Genomic DNA, 18,012 nt, shown 5'->3' with positions numbered 1-18,012 from the left:
GACCTCTCGCGGGAGTCAGCGCGCCGTGTCACCGAGGTAGCGGGCGACGAGCCGCGCCAGGCGTGTCGCGACGGTCTCGGGCGGTTCCATCGGCAGGACGACGTGGCTCATCGTCAGCCGGACGACCATGTCCACGAGCTCGACGACCGCGTCCTCGTCGGCCTGGGGCCACTGCCGCAGCGTGTGGGCGATGATGCGCTTCTTGGCCGCGAACAACACGGGCTCGGCGCGGGTGGTCATCAGCGGCAGCAGGTCCTCGCTGCCGGCGCCGGTGAGGATCGCCTTCTTCAGCGGGTCGTCGGCCGCCGTGGTGAGCGTGTACGACACGGCGTCGGCGACCGCGGAGTACAGATCGTCGTGACGGGTCATGGCCTCGTCGACCGCGTCGAGGTAGCGCTCGTTCTCCCGCAGGTTCAGCGCCTCGGCCAGCCGCCACTTGTCCCCGAACTCGTTGTAGACGGTCTGCCGGCTGACCCCGACCGCGTCGGCGACGTCCTGCATCCGCACCCGCCGGAAACCGCGCTCGATGATCAGCACGGCGGCGGCGTCGAGCAGGTCGTCGCGGAGAGTTCGGCGCTGCTGCATGGGTCCAGAGTTTCAGACATCCGCCTCGTCGAACATTCCTGTCATCCCGAACGGCGGCCCGCGCGTCCTCTCATTGGGAAGCGAGAAAGGGGGCGCCATGAAGGTATGGCCACCGGGCCGGCACCGTGGCACGGGTGCCGGCGGCCCGGCACGCCGTCCGCACACCCCTTCGCCCCTGGCGGACTGGGTGCTGCACGACGAGAAGCTGCTGGTGGAAACGAGGTTCGGGGGAGACCGCGAGCGGTACGGCGCCTGGCGTGACCGGCTGTGGGCCGAGATGCACGACGCGATGCATCGCCCCGGGGGCTGGCGGGAGTCCACCGCGGATGAGGAGTACGTGGTCGAGACGGCATTCGACGGCAACTGGGCGCAGTACCGCGTCTGCCGCGACCGGCTCCGCGAAGAGCTCTGGCAGATCATGAAGGTCACGAGAGAGCGCTGATCTTTCTCTGGACGCCGCGCGGCCGGGTCATTCCCCCCGATCCCGGTCGCGCGGCCTTTTTTTATTGTCCGGGCGGCGGCGACGTTCGCCGCGAAAAATGGTTTACCGCGCGAGACGAAAAAATTGTCGCGAACATTTCCGTCATTTCGACGCTCCAACGGATAAGAGGTGCTGCGCACGCACCCGAAAGGAACCGGGGAGATGACGAGGAAATCGATGTGGACGCCGGCCGCCCTTTTGGCGGGCATCGCGATCGCCACCACGGGGGTGGCCGGTACGGCCGACGGCGCGACGCGTCCGCGGTCTGCGGCGGCGAGCGCGCCGGCGTGCCTGAAGAACCAGCTCGAAGCCCGGCTGTACGACGCCGGACTGGTCGGAGCGGGCAACGCGGGCACCATGGTCACGATCACCAACACCTCCACGACGACCTGTGAGATCTCGGGGTACGTCGTGCCGGAGATGCAGAACCCGGACTATCCCGATCTGCCGACCTACCCGCAGAACGGGTCCACCTATTTCAATGACGACCCCGGCGTACATCCGGTGCGGCTTTCCCCCGGCGAGCGCGCGAGTTGTGTCATGGCGTGGGGGAACGGGGATTCCTCCGACGGTGTGCTGCCGAAGACCCTGTGGCTCTGGCTGCCCAGCGACACGGACCAATATCTGACCGTGCCTTTCGCGCCCGGATATGTGCGGGCGGGGCGAATCACCGTCTCCGCCCTCGCCGCGCACACACCGCTGCACTAGCCGGGTCAGGTGAGCGGGCGGGGTCCCGCACCGGACCGGTGCGGGACCCCAGGCGCGGCACGCACGTACCGCTACCAGCTCCTGATACCGGCGCCGTAGGGGTAGAGGGGGTTTCCGTACGTGGTGGGCGGTGACTGGCCGGCGTCGATCTTCGCTCGGATGTCGGAGCGTTCGGCGGCGGTCGCGCCCAGATCGTACGGAAGGCTCCAGTCCTCGACGGCGTCGGCGGGAGTGTCGGTGCCGCCGGGCTTGAGGATCTGGTCGACGCTCCGCGGGAGCTGCCAGGGCAGGGTCCCGTGGGGCGTGTAGTCGCCGAAGAGGAGGGACGCGGTGGCGGGGCCGACCTCCTCGCCACCGCGATAGGTCATCACGATGGCGTCGGCGATGCCGTTCCAGTCGGAGATGACGGTCGGCCGGGGCAGGTCCATGACCACGACCACCGGGATGCCCTGGTTGTGGAAGTTCTGGATGATGGCGAGCTGGTCGGCGGGCAGGTAGGGCTGTTCCTTCACCCATGCGGTGGCGTGGGTGTAGCTCGGCTCACCGACCGCGACGACGGCCAGCTTGGGTGAGGGGCCGCTGTCGGAGTAGACGTTCACGCCCGCCGTCGCCGCACGGGCCTTGATCGCGTCCAGGACGTCCAGTGAGCCGTAGTCGGGATGGAAGTAGCTGGTCCACACGCAGCACGAGGCGCCGTCCGTGGCACGCGGCCCGGCGACCACGATGTTGTCGCCCGCCTTGAGCTTCAGCGGAAGCACCCCGTTGTTCTTGAGCAGCGTGATGGACTCGCGTGCGGCCTGGTTCGCCAGCTTGACGTAGGACGGCTGGTGGAAGCGGTACGGGCCGTTCACCGGGTCGCCGTACGGCCGGTCGAAGACGCCGAGCTCGAACTTCAGCCGCAGGATCCGGGTGACGGCGTCGTTGATCCGCGAGATCGGCACGCTGGACAGGAAGTCGGCGATCGAGAACCCGGACGCGCCGGGGTCGGCGCCGCCCATGACGTCCGAGCCGGCGTTCGCCGCGCTGATCCACGCGCCGGAGGGCAGCCAGTCGGTCGTGATGAGCCCGGTGTAGCCCAGGTTGTTCCGCAGGTAGTCGAGGATGGGCTTGCTGTTGCCCGCCCCGGGCCCGCCCGGGTCGAGGTAGGAGCTGCCCGCGTAGCCGGGCATGATGTTGACGGCTCCCGCGTCCAGCGCGGCCCGCCACGGGATCATGTGGTACTTGATCGTCACTCCGTCGTAGACGATGCCCGCCTCGCCGCCGGCCCCTTCGCCGGGCCAGTGCTTGACGGTCGCCAGAACCGAGCCGGGGTTGAGCTCCGGCCCGCCCTGCAGGCCGGCCACCAGAGCCCGTACCTGCGCCGCCGCGACGTCGGCGTTCTCCCCGTTGCCCTCCTGGATGCGCGGGTAGAGCACCTTGGTGCCGACCTCGGCGAGCGGCCCCAGCACGCCGCGCGCGCCCACCTCCAGCTCCTCGCGGCGCTGCATGTCGCCGAGCTTGTAGTCGAGCGGATAGTCCTTGCCCGCGGCCAGCGCGCTCTGCAGCGGGTACGTGGTCTGGTACCCGGAGATCGTGTCGCCCGCGGAGACCGGAGGGATGCCGAGGCGGGTCCCCGCGGCGGCGACGAGCACGTTGTTCAGGTCGTTCGGCTGCGCGGGGCCGAAGTGCCAGCCCGACTGCGGATAGGTCTGGGCGTTGTAGAACATCTGGTACGCCTTCTCCTCGGGGGTCATCCGGGAGAGAAGGTCGGCCACCCGCGTCTCGACCGGCTGCCGCCAGTCCTCGTACGGCTCGATCGTGCCGTCCTTGTTGAGGTCACGCGCGCCGTTCACGATCTTGACGCCGTCGCTCGCCGCCGTGATGTCGGGGTGGTAGAGGCTGAACGTCCTGATGTTCGACGTGGTCTTCGTACCCGAACCGGTCACTGCGACGACGTACCACCGGTACGTCCAGCGGTCGGAGATGTCCCAGGTCGGCGTGTAGCTGGTGCCGGTCGGCTCGGCGACCTTGGTGTAGAGGTCGAGGAGCCGGCCGGACGCGGTGAAGTCGTAGTCGGTGCGGCTGACGTTGATCCACACCTCGTAGTGCGCGGCGCCGGGCACGGAGTTCCAGGCGAGCATCGGGCGGCGAGTGTCGGTGACCATCGCCTTGTCGGCGGGCGTCGTCAGCCCGAACTGGCCGGTGGTCGCGGGCGCCTTCGTGGGCGCCGAGAGCAGCGGCGGCTCGTTGCTCGCGGTGTCGACCGTGCCGAAGACCTGGAACTCCCAGAGCGAGTAGCCGTAACCCGTGGCCCGTTTCGTGCCGTAGAAGCGGATGTAGCGGCCCTTGCCGGAGAGGTCGAGGTTCTCGGTGCCGCCCTTGCCCGTCGTGGTGGTGTAGATGGTCGACCAGGATGTGCCGTTGTCGGACACGTCGATGTGGTAGCCGGTGGCGTAGGCGTTCTCCCAGATGAGCGTGGCGCCGGAGATCGTCGCCGCCCCGCCCAGGTCGACCTGGAGCCACTCGTTGTCGGTGTAGAGGCTGGACCAGCGCGTCGTCGTACGGCCGTCCAGCGCCGCCGCGGGCGCGTTGCCGCCCTCGGTCGAGGAGGCGGTGACCTGCTTGAAGGCGGAGATCGGCGTCGTACTCGGAGGCGGCGCCGAACCGCTCGTGCCGTACACCTGGAACTCCCACAGCGAGTAGCCGTACTGCGTCGCGCGCGCCGTCCCGTACATCCGGACGTAGCGCCCGCTGCCGGTGACGTTCAGCGTCTGCGTGCCGCCGGTGCCGGTGGTGGTGCTGTAGACGGTCGTCCAGGTGTTCGCGTCGCCGGAGACCTGGATCTGGAAGGCGGTCGCGTACGCCGTCTCCCAGTTGAGGACGACCTGGCTGACGGTGGCCGAGGCGCCGAGGTCGACCTGGAGCCACTGTGGGTCGCTCGCGACGCTGGACCACCGGGTCGAGGTGTCCCCGTCCACGGCCGCGGCGGCGGTCGTGACCGCGTTCTCCACCGAGGAGGCGACGGCCGGCCTGCCCTGCGACAACAGGGCCGGCGCCGCGCTCGCCGGTCGGGGCAGGGCGGTGCTCACGCAGGCCATGAGCAGGGTCAGGGCGGCGATCACCACCGTCGTCACGGCGGGATGCACCGCCGTACGGGCACGGGGTCTCATGGGGCGTCTCCTCTTCACGGGCACGGCGGAGCGGCGGAGGGATGCCACCGTCGTGCGACGGGATGGGACGCCGGACCCCGGCGGATGACTGGCGGGTCGGGGCTGCCGAGAGCCGGCGTAGGAGCGCTCTTCCCGAGAGACTGATCGCGGTCAGGCATGGTGTCAACAGCCCGGCGCGATATTTTTCAAGGCTTATATTAAGCACCTGCATATGCCGGTGCGTCCGGCGTGCCGCCCGCCGCGCGAGGGCGGCGGACGGCACGCGGAGTCAGGAGAACCAGCGGCGCGGGTGCCGGGTGAGACGGTAACCGCCGACGCCCGCGAGGGCGGCGAGCAGGCCGCCGCCGATGGTCCACCACCATCGGGTGGACGGCCAGGAGATCCGGTTCCAGAAGTGGCCGGTCCGCTCGGCCTCGGCGGAGGGGGCCGCCGAGGAGTCCGCCTGCGGCGCCGTCGTGCTCCCGGCGTCGGTCTCCGGCGAGAGCGGGGCCTTCAGGCGCGCGTTGTCCGGCTGGGCGTCGCCCTTCTTCGCGGTGATCGACAGATCCGTCTGGACCGGCAGGCCGAGATCCTGGTCCGGCAGCCCGGTCGCCGAGAGCCGTACGTAGTAGGTGCCCGGGAGGGGTTCGTCGGACCAGGGGTCGGCCCAGGTGCGGACCTGGCGCAGGAGGCAGTGGAGCGCGAGCGTCGCGGCGCCGGCCGCGGCGGTGGCCGTCTGCGAACCCGCCGTGCACGGCTGACGCCGGCGGAGACCGTCGAAGACGTCGACGGTCCAGGTCGCCGGCCCGTGCCGGCTCGCGCCGGTCGGCAGAGTGATCGTGATGGCGAGCCGGTCGGTCTCTCCGGCCGCCGCGTCGAACGACCAGTACAGGTAGTCGCCGGTGGACGCGGAGACCCGTACCTGCTGACCGGGGTCCACGGCGGTGGCGGTGAGGAAGGACGTTCCGGCCGTGCCGACCGTGGCGCTCGGGCTGGGCGAGGGCGTGTCGTCCGCGACGGCCGGACCGGCCATGGGCAGGCAGGCGAGGAAGGCCAGGCCGGCCAGGCCGGTCAGACCGGCGAGCGGGTGGCGCGTGATGCCGCGCATGTCAGTTCTCCTTCCACACGGCGACGCGCCAGCGGGCCAGCCATCCGATGACCAGGCCGCCGACCAGTCCCGTTCCGGTCAGCACGAGCAGCAGCAGCCAGCCACGGCCCAGGGAGGGGCCGCCCGGCGCCGGGGAGGAGGAGACCACGTCGACGGTGAGCTCCAGCGGCATGCCGGGGTTCGTCTGGACGCCGGCGGGGGCGGAGAAGGAGTTGCTCACCACCAGGCAGACCATGCCGTCACCGGCCGCGTCCGAAGACGCCGAGGACACCGAGGGCTCGGGCGAGGCCTCCTGCCGGTCCTCCGCCTGCTGGTCCGACCAGCGCAGCCCGGTGGACAGCACGTCCGTGCGCCCGCCGTCCGCGCCGGTGCCGCGCACGATCTCCTGCCCGGTCGTGGAGACGGCGCGCAGCAGGACGCCGTAGTCGGGGTTCAGCCTCCGATCGAGCGCGATGCTCACGGAGGCGCGCAGCTCCTGGCCCGGCGACACCGCCACCCGGTACCAGCGGTGCTCGGCGAAGCGCTCGCGGTCGGCGTACACGCCGGGCTTCAGGACCGGCGCCGCGGAGCACCGGGCGGCCCCGCCGACCTGGCGCGGGGTCTGGCGGTACGTGTCGTGCGCCCGGCGGACGAGCTGGTTCAGGCGGCTGGTGAGCTGGGTCTGGTGCTGGACGGCGGTGTACGTCCCGCCGGTCGCGTCCGCGATGCAGGTCAGCTGCTGCCGTACTCGCGCGTCCAGCGTGAGGCCGAGCGTGTCGATGACCAGGTGGGTGCCTGCCGCGGCGAGCTGCCGGGCCACGTCGCAGGGATCGGGCAGGCCGCAGGTGTCCTCGCCGTCGGTGATGAGGACGATCCGCCGGGTCGTCTCGCCGGTGCCCAGGTCGTGGGAGGCGGCCCGCAATGCCAGCCCGATCGGCGTCCACCCGGTGGGGCGCATCGTCGCGATCGAGGCCTTGGCCTGCGGCTTGTTGACCGGGCCGACGGGACTGATCTGCTGGGTGTCCCGGCAGCCGAGGGCCTGGCTGGCCGAGTTCGGCACGCGCGAGCCGAGCGCGCGGATGCCGAGCTGCGTTTCGGGGGGAAGGGCGTCCACCACCTCGTCGAAGGACTGCTGGGCGACCGACATACGGCTGCGGCCGTCGATGTCGGCGGCACGCATCGAACCGCTGGAGTCCAGGACCAGCTCGACCTTCGGGGCCTCGCCGTCCGTCGGCTCACCGGCCGTCGCGGGCACCGCGCCCAGCGCCGTCACGCCGGCGAGCATGACGAGGAACAGCCCCGCGGCGGGGCCACGTCTGATGATCACGCCGGTGGATCTTAATGATCTTGGGTGAGGCCGCCTAATCGGTCGTACGGCCGCGAATCAACGGGCGTTCGCGCCTTCCGGCGACGGCATCGACGCCGTGATGTCGCGCGCGAGAGCCGTTCGGTGCGTACGGCCGTCGGCGCGGCGTCGGTCGGCGTCCGGAGCCACCCCGAAACCCGGTTTCGTATGCGCGCGACACGGCGAGGTTGCCGGGTGGTAGCGGAGTCGTTGGGGTGTTGGTACCTTCTATCCGCTTCCGTCCGATCTTGGCCGAAGAGGCGCCGTCATCGCGCCTCGTCCGCGGAACGTGCCGTAAGCGTTCCCTCTCAGGCGATCGAGATCCGGGGTTCCCTCATGACGAAGCGCTGGATGATCCTGTCAGGCGTGCTCCTGGCGGCGGTGGTGGCCGTGGTGGCCGGACTGACCGCCTTCGGGGGCGGTACGCACCCCGTGGCCGGACGGACGACCGTGTCCCCGGCTCCGGTGGCGACGCCGAGCCTCCCGCCCACGCCGACCCCCACACCGCGCCGCACCGCGAAACGGCACCACACGGTCACGACGAGAGCCTCGGCGGCGTCACACCGGCGAGCGACGCACGCGACGACGCACGACTCCGGAGCGGGCCAGGCCGACCCGTGCGCGCACAACCACCACTGCAGCGTGCCGCCCCTCCCGCCGTTGAAGCCGAACCCGGACCGGCCGGCCCCCCTGCCGACCCTGACCGTGACCGGCGCCCCCGCCACCTGACCCGCCGGAACCCGGCCCGGCAGCGCGTAGCCGGCCCAGTCGATCACGTACCGGGCACGGATCCACCCGTGCGGGGAGGCGCGGCATCAGGTGGAGGCGACCTCAGGAGGGCACGGCGGCCGCGATGGCGGCACCGGCTCGGTCGTCCGTACGGACGGATCGAGATCGGAGGGGGCTGCGCTCGACGCGTCTGGTACTACCGGGGTCCCGCAGAGTGCGATGGACCAAAGGCTCCCAGGCGCCCACTGGAGCACCCATTCGATGCGCTCTTCCGTTTCCTGCGAGAACTCCACGGTCGGGCGGGAGCGGGACTCAAGGCTCGCCCATGCCTCCCGTTCGATGCCGGCGGCTCGTGCGGCCGCGCTCATCGAAAGGCCGAGTTGCCGCCGACGGTCCCGGACACCTCGGGCGACACGTTCGGTGCGGGCCTGGTACATCTGTTCCAATAAGCGTTGCGATCTGTCGTGATCGAAGCGCTGCACCATGCACTGCCCTTTCTGGACTCATCTTGCCCACCCCCAGGGAGGGCCGAAGACCGGTACCTGCGGGGGTGGGGGCGTCGCCTCGGTGGGGATGGCCGACGTGCCTCGCGCGGTCGGGGTCAGAGGCGGTTCCAGGCGTACGTGGGCAGGTTCTGGCTGTTCGCGATGGGCTTCCACAGGTTGACCACCTGGCGCTTGGCCGGGCCGGCCTTGTCGTTGGCGGCGATGGCGGCTCGGTAGTGCGCGGTCAGCGGAGCGATCCGCTCGCCGCAGCCGCGGGACTGGACCTCCCGCGCCCAGGCGAGGTAGGCCTGGTCGGCGGCGAGGGAGCTCTGGTACGCGTTGATCATCGAACGCCGGAGCCGTGGGCCGTTCGCCAGCCGGTCGACCTTCAGGCCCTTGGACCGGGTCAGCTCCTGCTGGCGGTCCTGTACGACCTGCTGGAAGCCGGAGACGCCCGCCGCGACATCGTCGCAGGTCCGCAGGGGAGCAGGGAGATGCCCGCGCGCGGTCTTGCCGGTCTTGAGGATCTGGTCGACGGCGGCGGCCTGCTGCGCGGCGGTTCCCGCGCCCGTCGTCGCGCCGGACGCCCGCGTGCCGTTGTCCTTCGACCCGGAGAGGCCCTGCGTCAGGACGTACACCAGGCCGCCGCCGAGCACGACCACCGCCGCGACGCCGCAGGCCAGCAGCAGCGTCTTCCGGCTCTTCCCGGCGCGTTCGTCTCCAGGCTCCCCGGCGATCGGCGGATATCCGTACGGCGGCGGGTCCGCCATCGGGCCACCGGGGACGGGGCCGCCCGTCATGGGGCCGCCCAGGTTCTGCGTGGCCGCCTCAGGCGCAGGCGGCGTCGGGCCCGCCCCCGGACCGGCGCCCATCCCCGGCCCGGGACCGGCGCCCATCCCCGGCCCGGGACCGGCGCCCATCCCCGGCCCGGGAGGTCCGAACGGGTCCGGTGCTCCGTACGGGCCGAGGTCTCCGTACGGCTCCGGGGACGCCGCGGGGCCGAAGGTCCTGGGCGGATCCGGCGGCGCCACAGGATAGGAGGTCCTGGGCGGCTCCGGTTCCCTGAACGGCTCCGGTTCCCTGAACGACTCCGGCGCCCGCGGCGGCTCCGCCGGTGCGGCCGCCTCCCAGTCGGTGACCGGTAGCGGCTCGGTCCCCGGGTTCGACTGTCCCGCCTGCGGCTCCGGCTCGCTCAGCGGCCGGAACAGCGAGCCCGGCTCCGGCCCGGGACGCTCGCCCGCCGCCGGAAGCGGCGCGCCGCACCGGGTGCAGGCGGACCGGCCCGAGGGGACGTCGTTCTCACATGCCGGACACTTCATGCAGGGTGCCTTTCTCGCCGACCATTGCCTGTCAGACGGAACATTGTGCCCTGCGCGGGTAACGGCCGGGCCGGTACCACCGCCGAGGGCGGGCCGGAGCCGGTGGCGCGACCGGTCTCCGGCGCCGCCGCACCGGCCGAACGGCGGACCCCGTCCCACGGGCGCCGGCCCGGTCGTCAGAACGCCGGAGATCGATCCGAAAACAGCATTTCACCTGCGCAAACGCGGATCGGGTACGCTGGGGAAGGCAACCAACCCCATCCCCATGATCGCGGCACGCCCTTCCTTCGCCCGCGCGACGTCTCCCTCTTCCTCAGGAGCCGCGAGCGCCGTCGTGGCCGCGGTCCAAGGAAGTCCCCCCAATGGAGATTCATACCGATGCCCTCGTCGTGGGCGGGGGTCTGGGCGGCGTCGCCGCCGCTCTGGCACTGCTCCGGGCAGGCTCCGACGTGGTCCTCACCGAGGAGTACGACTGGCTCGGCGGGCAGCTGACCAGCCAGGCCGTTCCCCCGGACGAGCACCCCTGGGTCGAGCGGCTCGGCGTCACGGCCTCCTACCGCGCCCTGCGCGACGGCATCCGCGACTACTACCGGCGCCACTACCCGCTGACCGAGCGCGCCCGCGCCCGGCCGGAGCTCAACCCCGGCGCCGGCCGCGTGAGCCGGCTCTGTCACGAGCCACGCGTCGCCGTCGCGGTGATCGAGTCCATGCTGGCGCCGTACCGCGGCTCCGGCCGCCTGCGCGTGCTGCAGCCGTACCGGCCGGTGCGCGCGGACGTCGACGCCGACCGGGTGAGCGCGGTCACCCTGGCGCACCGCGACACGGGCGCGCGGGCGACCGTACGGGCCCGGGTCGTCCTGGACGCCACCGAGACCGGCGAGCTGCTGCCGCTGACCGGCACGGAGTACGTCACCGGCTTCGAGTCGCGGGCCGAGACCGGTGAGCCGAGCGCCCCCGCCGAGGCGCAGCCGCAGAACATGCAGGCCATCTCGGTCTGCTTCGCCGTCGACCACGTGGACGGCGACCACACGATCGAGCGCCCGGCGACCTACGACCACTGGCGGGAGTACCGGCCGCCCTTCTGGGGCGACCGCCTGCTGTCGTGGCGCGCGCCGACCCCCCGCACGCTGGAGCCGGTCGAGCGTTCGTTCACCCCGAACCCCGACGAGGACCCGACCGAGGTGCTGGGCGACCTGCAACGTCCCGGCGGCGACATGGAACTGTGGAGGTTCCGGCGGATCGCCGCCCGGCGCAACTTCGAGGACGGCGCCTACGCCAGCGACATCACGCTGGTGAACTGGCCGATGATCGACTACTTCGACGGCTCGATCATCGACGTTCCGGACGCCGGCCGGCACGTCGAGGCGGCGCGTGAGCTCTCCCGGTCGATGCTGTACTGGATGCAGACCGAGGCGCCGCGTCCGGACGGCGGCACCGGCTACCCCGGGCTGCGGCTGCGCGGCGACGTCGTCGGCGGCGCCGACGGCCTCGCCCAGGCGCCGTACGTCCGCGAGTCACGCCGGATCCGCGCCCTCCGCACCGTCCGCGAGCAGGACATCGCCCTCGCCGTACGCGGTGACAGGGGCGCGGTCCGCTACGACGACTCGGTGGGCATCGGGATGTACCGGATCGACCTGCATCCCTCCACCGGCGGCGACAACTACATCGACGTGGGCTGCTCGCCGTTCGAGATCCCGCTGGGCGCCCTGATCCCGCAGCGCGTGGACAACCTCCTGGCGGCGGCCAAGAACATCGGCACCACCCACATCACGAACGGCGCCTACCGGCTGCACCCCGTCGAGTGGAACATCGGCGAGGCGGCGGGCGCGCTCGCGGCGTTCTGCCTCGACCGCGACCTGCCCCCGCACGCCGTCCATGAGAAGGACGAGCTGCTCTCGGACTATCAGAGCCTGCTCGTCCGCTCCGGCGTGGAACTCCACTGGCCCCCGGTGTCCGGCTACTGACGAGCGGCGAACCTCACCGACGAGGCCTCCGCCGCCGGCGTGGCGGTGCCCGACCTGTCGCGGGTTCACCCCGAGGACGGCTCGCCCTGAGGCAGGCGGATGCGGAAGCGGGTGTTCCCGGGTTCGCTGCTCAGGTCGACCATCCCGCCGTGGGCCTGGACGACGGCGGACACGATCGCCAGCCCGAGGCCGGTGCCGCCCGCCTTCCGCGACCGCGAGCCGTCCCCGCGCGCGAACCGTTCGAAGACGTCCTCGCGCAGCCCGGCCGGGACTCCGGGACCGTCGTCGATCACGTCGAGGGTGACCGTGCCGGCCGGGTCGGCGGGGCGGAGGCGCACCGTGACCTCCGTCCCGGCCGGCGTGTGGGCGTGGGCGTTCCCGAGGAGGTTCGCGACGACCTGCTGGAGCCGGAACTCGTCCCCGTACACCGTGACCGGCTCCTCCGGCAGGTCCAGCGACCAGCGGTGGCCGGGGGCCGCGGCGTGGGCGTCGCTGGTCGTGTCGATGGCCATCCGGGTCAGGTCGACCGGCTCGTGCGCGAGCGGGCGCCCGGCGTCGAGCCGGGCGAGCAGCAGCAGCTCGTCGACGAGATTCCCCATCCGCGCGGACTCCGACTCGATGCGGCACAGCGCGCGCTCGACCCGTGAGGGGTCGCGGCGGGCGAGCTCGGCGTGGCCGCGGATCGTGGCGAGCGGGGTGCGCAGCTCGTGGCTGGCGTCGGCGATGAACCGGCGCAGCCGGTCCTCGCTGGCGTGCCGCTGCGCCAGCGCCGACTCGACGTGCTCCAGCATGTGGTTGAAGGCCGTGCTGACCTGCCCCACCTCGGTCGCGGGGTCGGTGCCGGGCACCCGTGCGGGCAGCGTCACCTCGCCGCTGGCCAGCGGCAGCTCGGCGACCTGCCCGGCGGTGGCGGCGACACGACGCAGCGGCCGCAGCGCGAACCGTACGAGCGTGGACACGGCGAAGGCCGACGCCACGAGCACCGCGCCGAACACCAGGACCTCGATGAGCTCCAGCCGGCCGAGCACGTCGTCGACGCGGCGCAGCGGCAGACCGGTGACCAGGATGTCGCCGTCCCGGCCCGGCGTGGCGATCACGCGGTACGCGCCGAGAGACTCGAGCCGCAGCGTACGGGGCCGGGCGTCGGCGGGCAGCCCGGCGAGGCGGGTGGTGTCCGCCGCGGGCAGCGCGACCTGACCGCTCTGGTCGCTCACCACACCGCACTCGGTGACCCGGCCGCCGGCGATCCGCGCGCCGAGCGTGCCGACGGACTGGCCCTCGACCTCCCCGAGACCCCGCTGCCGGTGGTGCTCCAGGCTGACGGCGTACCGGTTGCCGGCGGCGGTGAGCTGCTGGTCCAGGCGGCTGATCAGGAATCCGCGCAGGGACAACGCCGTGACGACCCCGACGACGCCGCAGGCGAGGGTGAACAGCAGCAGCGAGCCCACGATGAGCCGGCCCCGCAGCGTACGGACGCGGAGACGGGAGGTCATGGGGTGGGCGGCCGGAGGACGTAGCCCACGCCGCGGACCGTGTGGATGAGGGGTTCCCGGCCGGCGTCGATCTTCTTGCGCAGGTAGCTGACGTACAGCTCGACGACGTGGGCCTGCCCGCCGAAGTCGTAGTTCCACACCGCGTCGAGGATCTGGGCCTTGGGCAGCACCCGGCGCGGGTTGCGCATGAAGTAGCGCAGCAGGGCGAACTCGGTGGCGGTCAGCTCGACCGGCTCGCCGCCCCGGCTGACCTCCCGCGCCTCCTCGTCCAGCGTCAGGTCGGCGACGGTGAGGATCTCACCGCCCCGCGTCCGGGCGCGCCCGGACCGCCGGAGCAGGCCGCGCAGGCGGACCAGCACCTCTTCCAGGCTGAACGGCTTGGTGACGTAGTCGTCTCCGCCCGCCGTGATGCCGGCGACGCGGTCCTCGACGGAGTCGCGTGCGGTCAGGAAGAGCACGGCGACCTCCGGGTCGGTCTCGCGCAGCCGGCGCAGCACCTCCAGGCCGTCGGAGTCGGGGAGCATCACGTCGAGCAGGACGGCGTCCGGACGGAACTCCCGTCCCGCCCGTACCGCCTCGGCCCCGTCGCCGGCGGACATCACCTCCCAGCCCTCGTAGCGCAGCACGCCGGACAGGACCTCGGCGAGGCTGAGCTCGTCGTCGACGACCAGCACCCGTACGGGCGACCCGTCGGGACGGGTCATGAGCGGCTGCCGGGCCGCCGGGGCACCGGGGGAATGGGGGGTCGTCATCGCCACCTACGTTGCACGCTGCGAATCCACCGAAGATGTGAATTGTCTCAGAAGATCCTATAAGGCGGACATGTATCCGCAGGTCAGAGCACTCTCAGCGGAGATGCATACACCTTTCAGAAAAATTCTTCAGGTACGGACCCGAGAGTTGAAGCCCGGACGACCGACCGACGGGGGAGACCGTGACCACTCTGGACGAACGCAGCGCCGTACGAGGCCCGCGCGCCCACCGGCCGCCGGCCCGCGCCCGGCCCGAGCACGTCCTCGTGCCCATCGCGCTCGGAGCGGCCGCCGTGATCGCCCTGTGGTGGCACGACACGCCCGCGATCACCGGGTTCGGCGACTGGCTCACCAACGCGGGACGCGTCACCGGCCTGCTCGCCGGGTTCGCGGCCGTCGTCCTGGTCGCGCTGATGGCGCGGATCCCGGCGCTCGAACGCGGCGTCGGCACCGACCGTCTCGCGCGCTGGCACGCGATGGGCGGGCGCTACATGGTCGGCCTGGTCGTCGCGCACGCCCTGCTCATCATCTGGGGTTACGCGGTCACCGCGCACACCGACGTCGTCCACCAGACGAAGACGCTCCTGGTGAGCTACCCGGACGTGCTGATGGCGACCGTCGCGGGCCTGCTCCTCGTCGGTGTCGGCATCGTGTCCGCCCGTGCCGCGCGCCGCCGGATGCGTTACGAGACCTGGTACTACCTGCACCTGTACACCTACCTGGCGATCGCGCTGGCGTTCAGCCACCAGTTCGCGACCGGTGCCGACTTCATGACGAGCCGGCCGGCCCGCGTCCTGTGGTCCGCGCTGTACGTCGCCGTCGGCGGCCTCCTGCTGTGGTACCGGTTCGTGACGCCGCTGCGCCGGGCCCTCCGGCACCGGATGCGCGTCCACGGGGTGTACGCCGAGGGGCCCGGGGCGGTCTCGGTGTGGATCCGGGGGCGGCACCTGGACGAGCTGCGCGCCGAGCCGGGCCAGTTCTTCCGGTGGCGGTTCCTCACCCGCGACCTGTGGTGGGCCGCCAACCCGTACTCCCTGTCCGCGCCCCCGGCCCCGGACATGCTCCGCATCACCGTCAAGACGTTCGGTGAGCACAGCGGCGCCCTCGGCCGGCTGCGGCCCGGCACCCGCGTCTTCGCCGAGGGACCGTACGGGGCGTTCACGGCCGGACGACGCCGGCGGCGCAAGGTCCTGCTGCTGGCCGGCGGCGTCGGCATCACCCCGATACGCACGCTGTTCGAGACGCTCCCGGCCACCCCCGGCGACCTCACCCTGATCTACCGGGCGACCGACTGGGCCGACGTGGTGTTCCAGGAGGAACTGCCGCGCATCGCCGAGTCCCGCCACGCGGCCCTGCACTACCTGGTCGGGTCACGGCGCGACCTGGGCCGCGATCCGCTGTCGCCGGCGGTGCTGACCCGGATCCTGCCCGACCTCGCGGCCCACGACGTGTACGTGTGCGGGCCCGACGGCATGACGACGGCGGCCATCGCGTCGCTGCGCCGGGCGGGCGTGCCGCGCCGCCACATCCACCACGAGTCATTCGAGTTCTGAGAGGCCGACCATGAAACGAGCCGTCCTCGCCATCATCGGCACCGTCTGCGGGCTGGTCCTGCTGCTCAGCTTCAAGACCCACCCGGCGGCCGGGACAGGCGCCGTCGCGACCACCGGCGCGGGCGCCGCCGCCTCGCCCGCGCCGAGCGATGGCGCCGCCTCCACGCCGGGCACCGGCTCCGGCGGGAGCGGCGGCAAGACCCGTACGGTCACCGGAGACACCGTCGACACCCGCTGGGGCCCGGTACAGGTCCAGGTCACCCTGAACGACGGCAAGATCACCAAGGTGCAGGCGGTCCAGCTGCCGAGCGACAACCCGCGCGACCTGGAGATCAACAACTTCGCCGTGCCGCAGCTCGAACAGGAGGCCCTGTCCGCCCAGAACAGCCAGATCGACATGGTCTCCGGCGCCACCTACACCAGCCAGGGCTACATCCAGTCCCTGCAGAGCGCCCTCGACAAGGCCGGCAAGTGACCGAGCGAAGCGAGGGAACCAGAAAGCACAGCACCTTTGGTCGCGGGGCCGACGGAGGAGGTCCCGGGACCGAGCGAAGCGAGGGAACCAGAAAGCACAGCACCTTTGGTCGCGGGGCCGACGGAGGAGGTCCCGGGACCGAGCGAAGCGAGGGAACCAGAAAGCGCAGCACCTTTGGTCGCGGGGCCGACGGAGGAGGTCCCGGGACCGAGCGAAGCGAGGGAACCGGGAGACACGCGCCCGTGGGCACTCCATCCGACGAAGGAGGACACATGACCCCGCAGCGGCACGCCGAGCCGTGCATGGGCACGGTCTTCTCCTTCGACCTGCGGGCGCCGCACCCTCCGGAGGGGACGCTGGAGCGGGTCGTCGGGTGGCTGCACCAGGTCGACGCGACCTTCTCGACCTATCGGCCGGACAGCGACATCGGCCGGCTCGGCCGCGGCGAGGCACGGATCGGCGACTGCGCGCCGGAGGTCGCGGAGATCCTCGCCCTGTGCGAGGAACTGGCCGAGGCCACCGGCGGCTGCTTCAGCGCGTACGCGGCCGGAACCCTCGACCCGTCGGGCGTGGTGAAGGGATGGGCGATCGAGCGGGCCGGGGCGATGCTGCGCGAGTCCGGCTGCCCCCGGTACAGCGTGGGCGGCGGTGGTGACATCCGGCTGGGCCGCGCGCCGGAGCCGGACCGCCCCTGGCGCGTCGGCATCGCCGATCCCCGGCGGCCCGGAGAACTCGCCGCCGTCCTGACCGGCCAGGACATGGCCGTCGCGACCTCGGGGACGGCCGAGCGCGGGGCGCACATCCTCGACCCGCGCACCGGTCGGCCGGCGGACGCCGGCATCGCCTCGATGACCGTGGTCGGGCCGAGCATCACGCTCGCCGACGCCTACGCGACCGCGGCGTTCGTCATGGGCGAGTCGGCCCGCGCATGGGTGGAGGCCCTGCCCGGGTACGAGGCGTTCGCCGTCGGCGTGGACGGGCGTACCTGGGCGACGTCCGGCCTGGGGGCCGGCGACCCGGTGGGGACACCGGGCGCGCGCGGATAGGTCGCCGCGCCCGTTCAGTCGTCCGCGGCCATCCGGTCCGCCTCGTACAGGTGCTCGACGGTCTCATCCGTCGCCACGAACGTCCGCGTCTCGTGAGCCGAGTCGTACACCCAGAGAATCGTCATCGGCGTCTCGCCCGTGTTGCGAAACGCGTGCTCCACGCCCGCCACAATGTAGGTGGTGTCGTGCGCCACCAGCGGCGTGACCTTACCCGCGATTTCGACTTCGCCGACGCCTTCCAGAAGCGTTACGTGCTCCGCGCAATCATGCAGATGAAGGGGAGCCCCGGTCCCTTTCGGATAGACGCTGATTCCCGTCGTTATCGTGTTGTCCTCCGCTGCGCTGCGCCGGGTGATCAGGGGAATCGTGACGACCCCGCCGCCGCGGCCGAGCCGCTCGGCGCGTACTGCCGTTTCGAGTCCTCGCTGGACCCGCGGCCGCGCGGGCTGAGCCTCCTCATCGCCGCACGTCACTGGGACGCGCAGTACTCCTGGAACGCGCACGTCGACAAGGCGGTCGCGCTGGGGGTGTCGCGGGAGAGCCTGACCGCGCTCGTGGAGAACCGCGAGCCGGACCTCGCCCGAAGCGACGAGGACGCCGCCTACCGGTTCTCCGTCGAGATCCTGCGGGACCACTTCGTGTCCGCCGCCACCTTCGCCCGCACGCTGGACGAACTCGGCGAGCGCGGGCTGGTCGACCTCCGGCGCCGTCAACGGGTGGCTCGTCGTCCACCTGAAGGTCAACACCATCGTCGTCGCCCTCGGCATTGGCCCCGGCCGTACGCGCCCGGGCTGGGCCTGCCGTACCCGTGACCCCGCGGCCGTCTTCGCGTCCGGTGAACCACCGGCACGTCGAAGCACGG

The 18,012-nt window shown here is 72.0% G+C and carries 16 protein-coding genes; 8 read left to right on the top strand and 8 right to left on the bottom strand.

Annotated features, from left to right (window positions below; genetic code table 11):
• Positions 1-15: 15 nt before the first annotated feature.
• Positions 16-585 (bottom strand): TetR/AcrR family transcriptional regulator, encoded by a 570-nt coding sequence (locus ACQEV1_RS28330; RefSeq protein WP_285634226.1) that lies wholly within the window; start codon positions 583-585, stop codon positions 16-18.
• 97 nt (positions 586-682) lie between these two features.
• Between ACQEV1_RS28330 and ACQEV1_RS28325 the strand changes: the two genes are divergently transcribed.
• Positions 683-1,027: a hypothetical protein gene (locus ACQEV1_RS28325; RefSeq protein WP_433397334.1), complete on the top strand. Its 345-nt coding sequence runs from the start codon at positions 683-685 to the stop codon at positions 1,025-1,027.
• A 201-nt stretch (positions 1,028-1,228) separates the two neighbouring features.
• A complete protein-coding gene (locus ACQEV1_RS28320; protein ID WP_433397332.1) occupies positions 1,229-1,774 on the top strand; it encodes a DUF4232 domain-containing protein in 546 nt (181 codons plus the stop codon).
• A 71-nt stretch (positions 1,775-1,845) separates the two neighbouring features.
• Here the strand turns inward: ACQEV1_RS28320 and ACQEV1_RS28315 are convergent, their stop codons facing one another.
• From ACQEV1_RS28315 to ACQEV1_RS28305, 3 genes are all read right to left on the bottom strand, one after another.
• Positions 1,846-4,923, bottom strand: a complete 3,078-nt coding sequence (locus ACQEV1_RS28315) for a discoidin domain-containing protein (RefSeq protein ID WP_433397330.1) — start codon at positions 4,921-4,923, stop codon at positions 1,846-1,848.
• Positions 4,924-5,191: 268 nt separating this feature from the next.
• Positions 5,192-6,010, bottom strand: a complete 819-nt coding sequence (locus ACQEV1_RS28310; protein WP_433397328.1) for a hypothetical protein — start codon at positions 6,008-6,010, stop codon at positions 5,192-5,194.
• Position 6,011: 1 nt separating this feature from the next.
• Entirely contained in the window at positions 6,012-7,316 is a 1,305-nt protein-coding gene (locus tag ACQEV1_RS28305) for a VWA domain-containing protein (protein WP_433397326.1), read from the bottom strand.
• Positions 7,317-7,670: 354 nt separating this feature from the next.
• Between ACQEV1_RS28305 and ACQEV1_RS28300 the strand changes: the two genes are divergently transcribed.
• On the top strand, positions 7,671-8,063 hold the full coding sequence (locus ACQEV1_RS28300; protein ID WP_433397325.1) for a hypothetical protein: 393 nt from the start codon (positions 7,671-7,673) through the stop codon (positions 8,061-8,063).
• 601 nt (positions 8,064-8,664) lie between these two features.
• On the opposite strand, the gene ACQEV1_RS28295 is transcribed toward ACQEV1_RS28300, so the two are convergent.
• On the bottom strand, positions 8,665-9,867 hold the full coding sequence (locus tag ACQEV1_RS28295) for a hypothetical protein (RefSeq protein ID WP_433397323.1): 1,203 nt from the start codon (positions 9,865-9,867) through the stop codon (positions 8,665-8,667).
• A gap of 362 nt (positions 9,868-10,229) precedes the next feature.
• On the opposite strand from ACQEV1_RS28295, the gene ACQEV1_RS28290 reads away from it, so the two are divergent.
• Positions 10,230-11,831, top strand: coding sequence for an FAD-dependent oxidoreductase (locus tag ACQEV1_RS28290; protein WP_433397321.1), 1,602 nt, complete (start codon positions 10,230-10,232; stop codon positions 11,829-11,831).
• Between the two features lie 65 nt (positions 11,832-11,896).
• On the opposite strand, the gene ACQEV1_RS28285 is transcribed toward ACQEV1_RS28290, so the two are convergent.
• Complete coding sequence (locus ACQEV1_RS28285; protein WP_433397319.1) at positions 11,897-13,324, bottom strand: sensor histidine kinase; 1,428 nt, start codon at positions 13,322-13,324, stop codon at positions 11,897-11,899.
• Positions 13,321-14,076: a response regulator transcription factor gene (locus tag ACQEV1_RS28280; protein ID WP_349498046.1), complete on the bottom strand. Its 756-nt coding sequence runs from the start codon at positions 14,074-14,076 to the stop codon at positions 13,321-13,323. The genes ACQEV1_RS28285 and ACQEV1_RS28280 overlap by 4 nt, the downstream gene beginning before the upstream one ends.
• A 182-nt stretch (positions 14,077-14,258) precedes the next feature.
• Here ACQEV1_RS28280 and ACQEV1_RS28275 point away from each other — a divergent pair, with 182 nt between their 5' ends.
• From ACQEV1_RS28275 to ACQEV1_RS28265, 3 genes are all read left to right on the top strand, one after another.
• A complete protein-coding gene (locus ACQEV1_RS28275) occupies positions 14,259-15,629 on the top strand; it encodes a ferredoxin reductase family protein (RefSeq protein ID WP_433397316.1) in 1,371 nt (456 codons plus the stop codon).
• Between the two features lie 10 nt (positions 15,630-15,639).
• On the top strand, positions 15,640-16,104 hold the full coding sequence (locus tag ACQEV1_RS28270) for an FMN-binding protein (RefSeq protein ID WP_433397314.1): 465 nt from the start codon (positions 15,640-15,642) through the stop codon (positions 16,102-16,104).
• Between the two features lie 272 nt (positions 16,105-16,376).
• Positions 16,377-17,150: an FAD:protein FMN transferase gene (locus tag ACQEV1_RS28265; protein ID WP_433397313.1), complete on the top strand. Its 774-nt coding sequence runs from the start codon at positions 16,377-16,379 to the stop codon at positions 17,148-17,150.
• 14 nt (positions 17,151-17,164) lie between these two features.
• Here the strand turns inward: ACQEV1_RS28265 and ACQEV1_RS28260 are convergent, their stop codons facing one another.
• Positions 17,165-17,422, bottom strand: coding sequence for a cupin domain-containing protein (locus ACQEV1_RS28260; protein WP_433405986.1), 258 nt, complete (start codon positions 17,420-17,422; stop codon positions 17,165-17,167).
• Between ACQEV1_RS28260 and ACQEV1_RS28255 the strand changes: the two genes are divergently transcribed.
• Positions 17,336-17,962 carry a hypothetical protein gene (locus ACQEV1_RS28255; RefSeq protein WP_433406193.1) on the top strand — a complete coding sequence of 209 codons (627 nt, stop codon included), beginning with the start codon at positions 17,336-17,338 and terminating at the stop codon, positions 17,960-17,962. The two genes, ACQEV1_RS28260 and ACQEV1_RS28255, sit on opposite strands and share 87 nt — an antisense overlap.
• Positions 17,963-18,012 lie beyond the last annotated feature (50 nt).

It is taken from the genome of Actinoallomurus sp. CA-142502 (assembly GCF_050936355.1).
GTDB lineage: Bacteria > Actinomycetota > Actinomycetes > Streptosporangiales > Streptosporangiaceae > Actinoallomurus > Actinoallomurus iriomotensis.
Note: the sequence above shows the minus strand (reverse complement) of the source record. Positions and strands in the feature narration are given on the sequence as shown.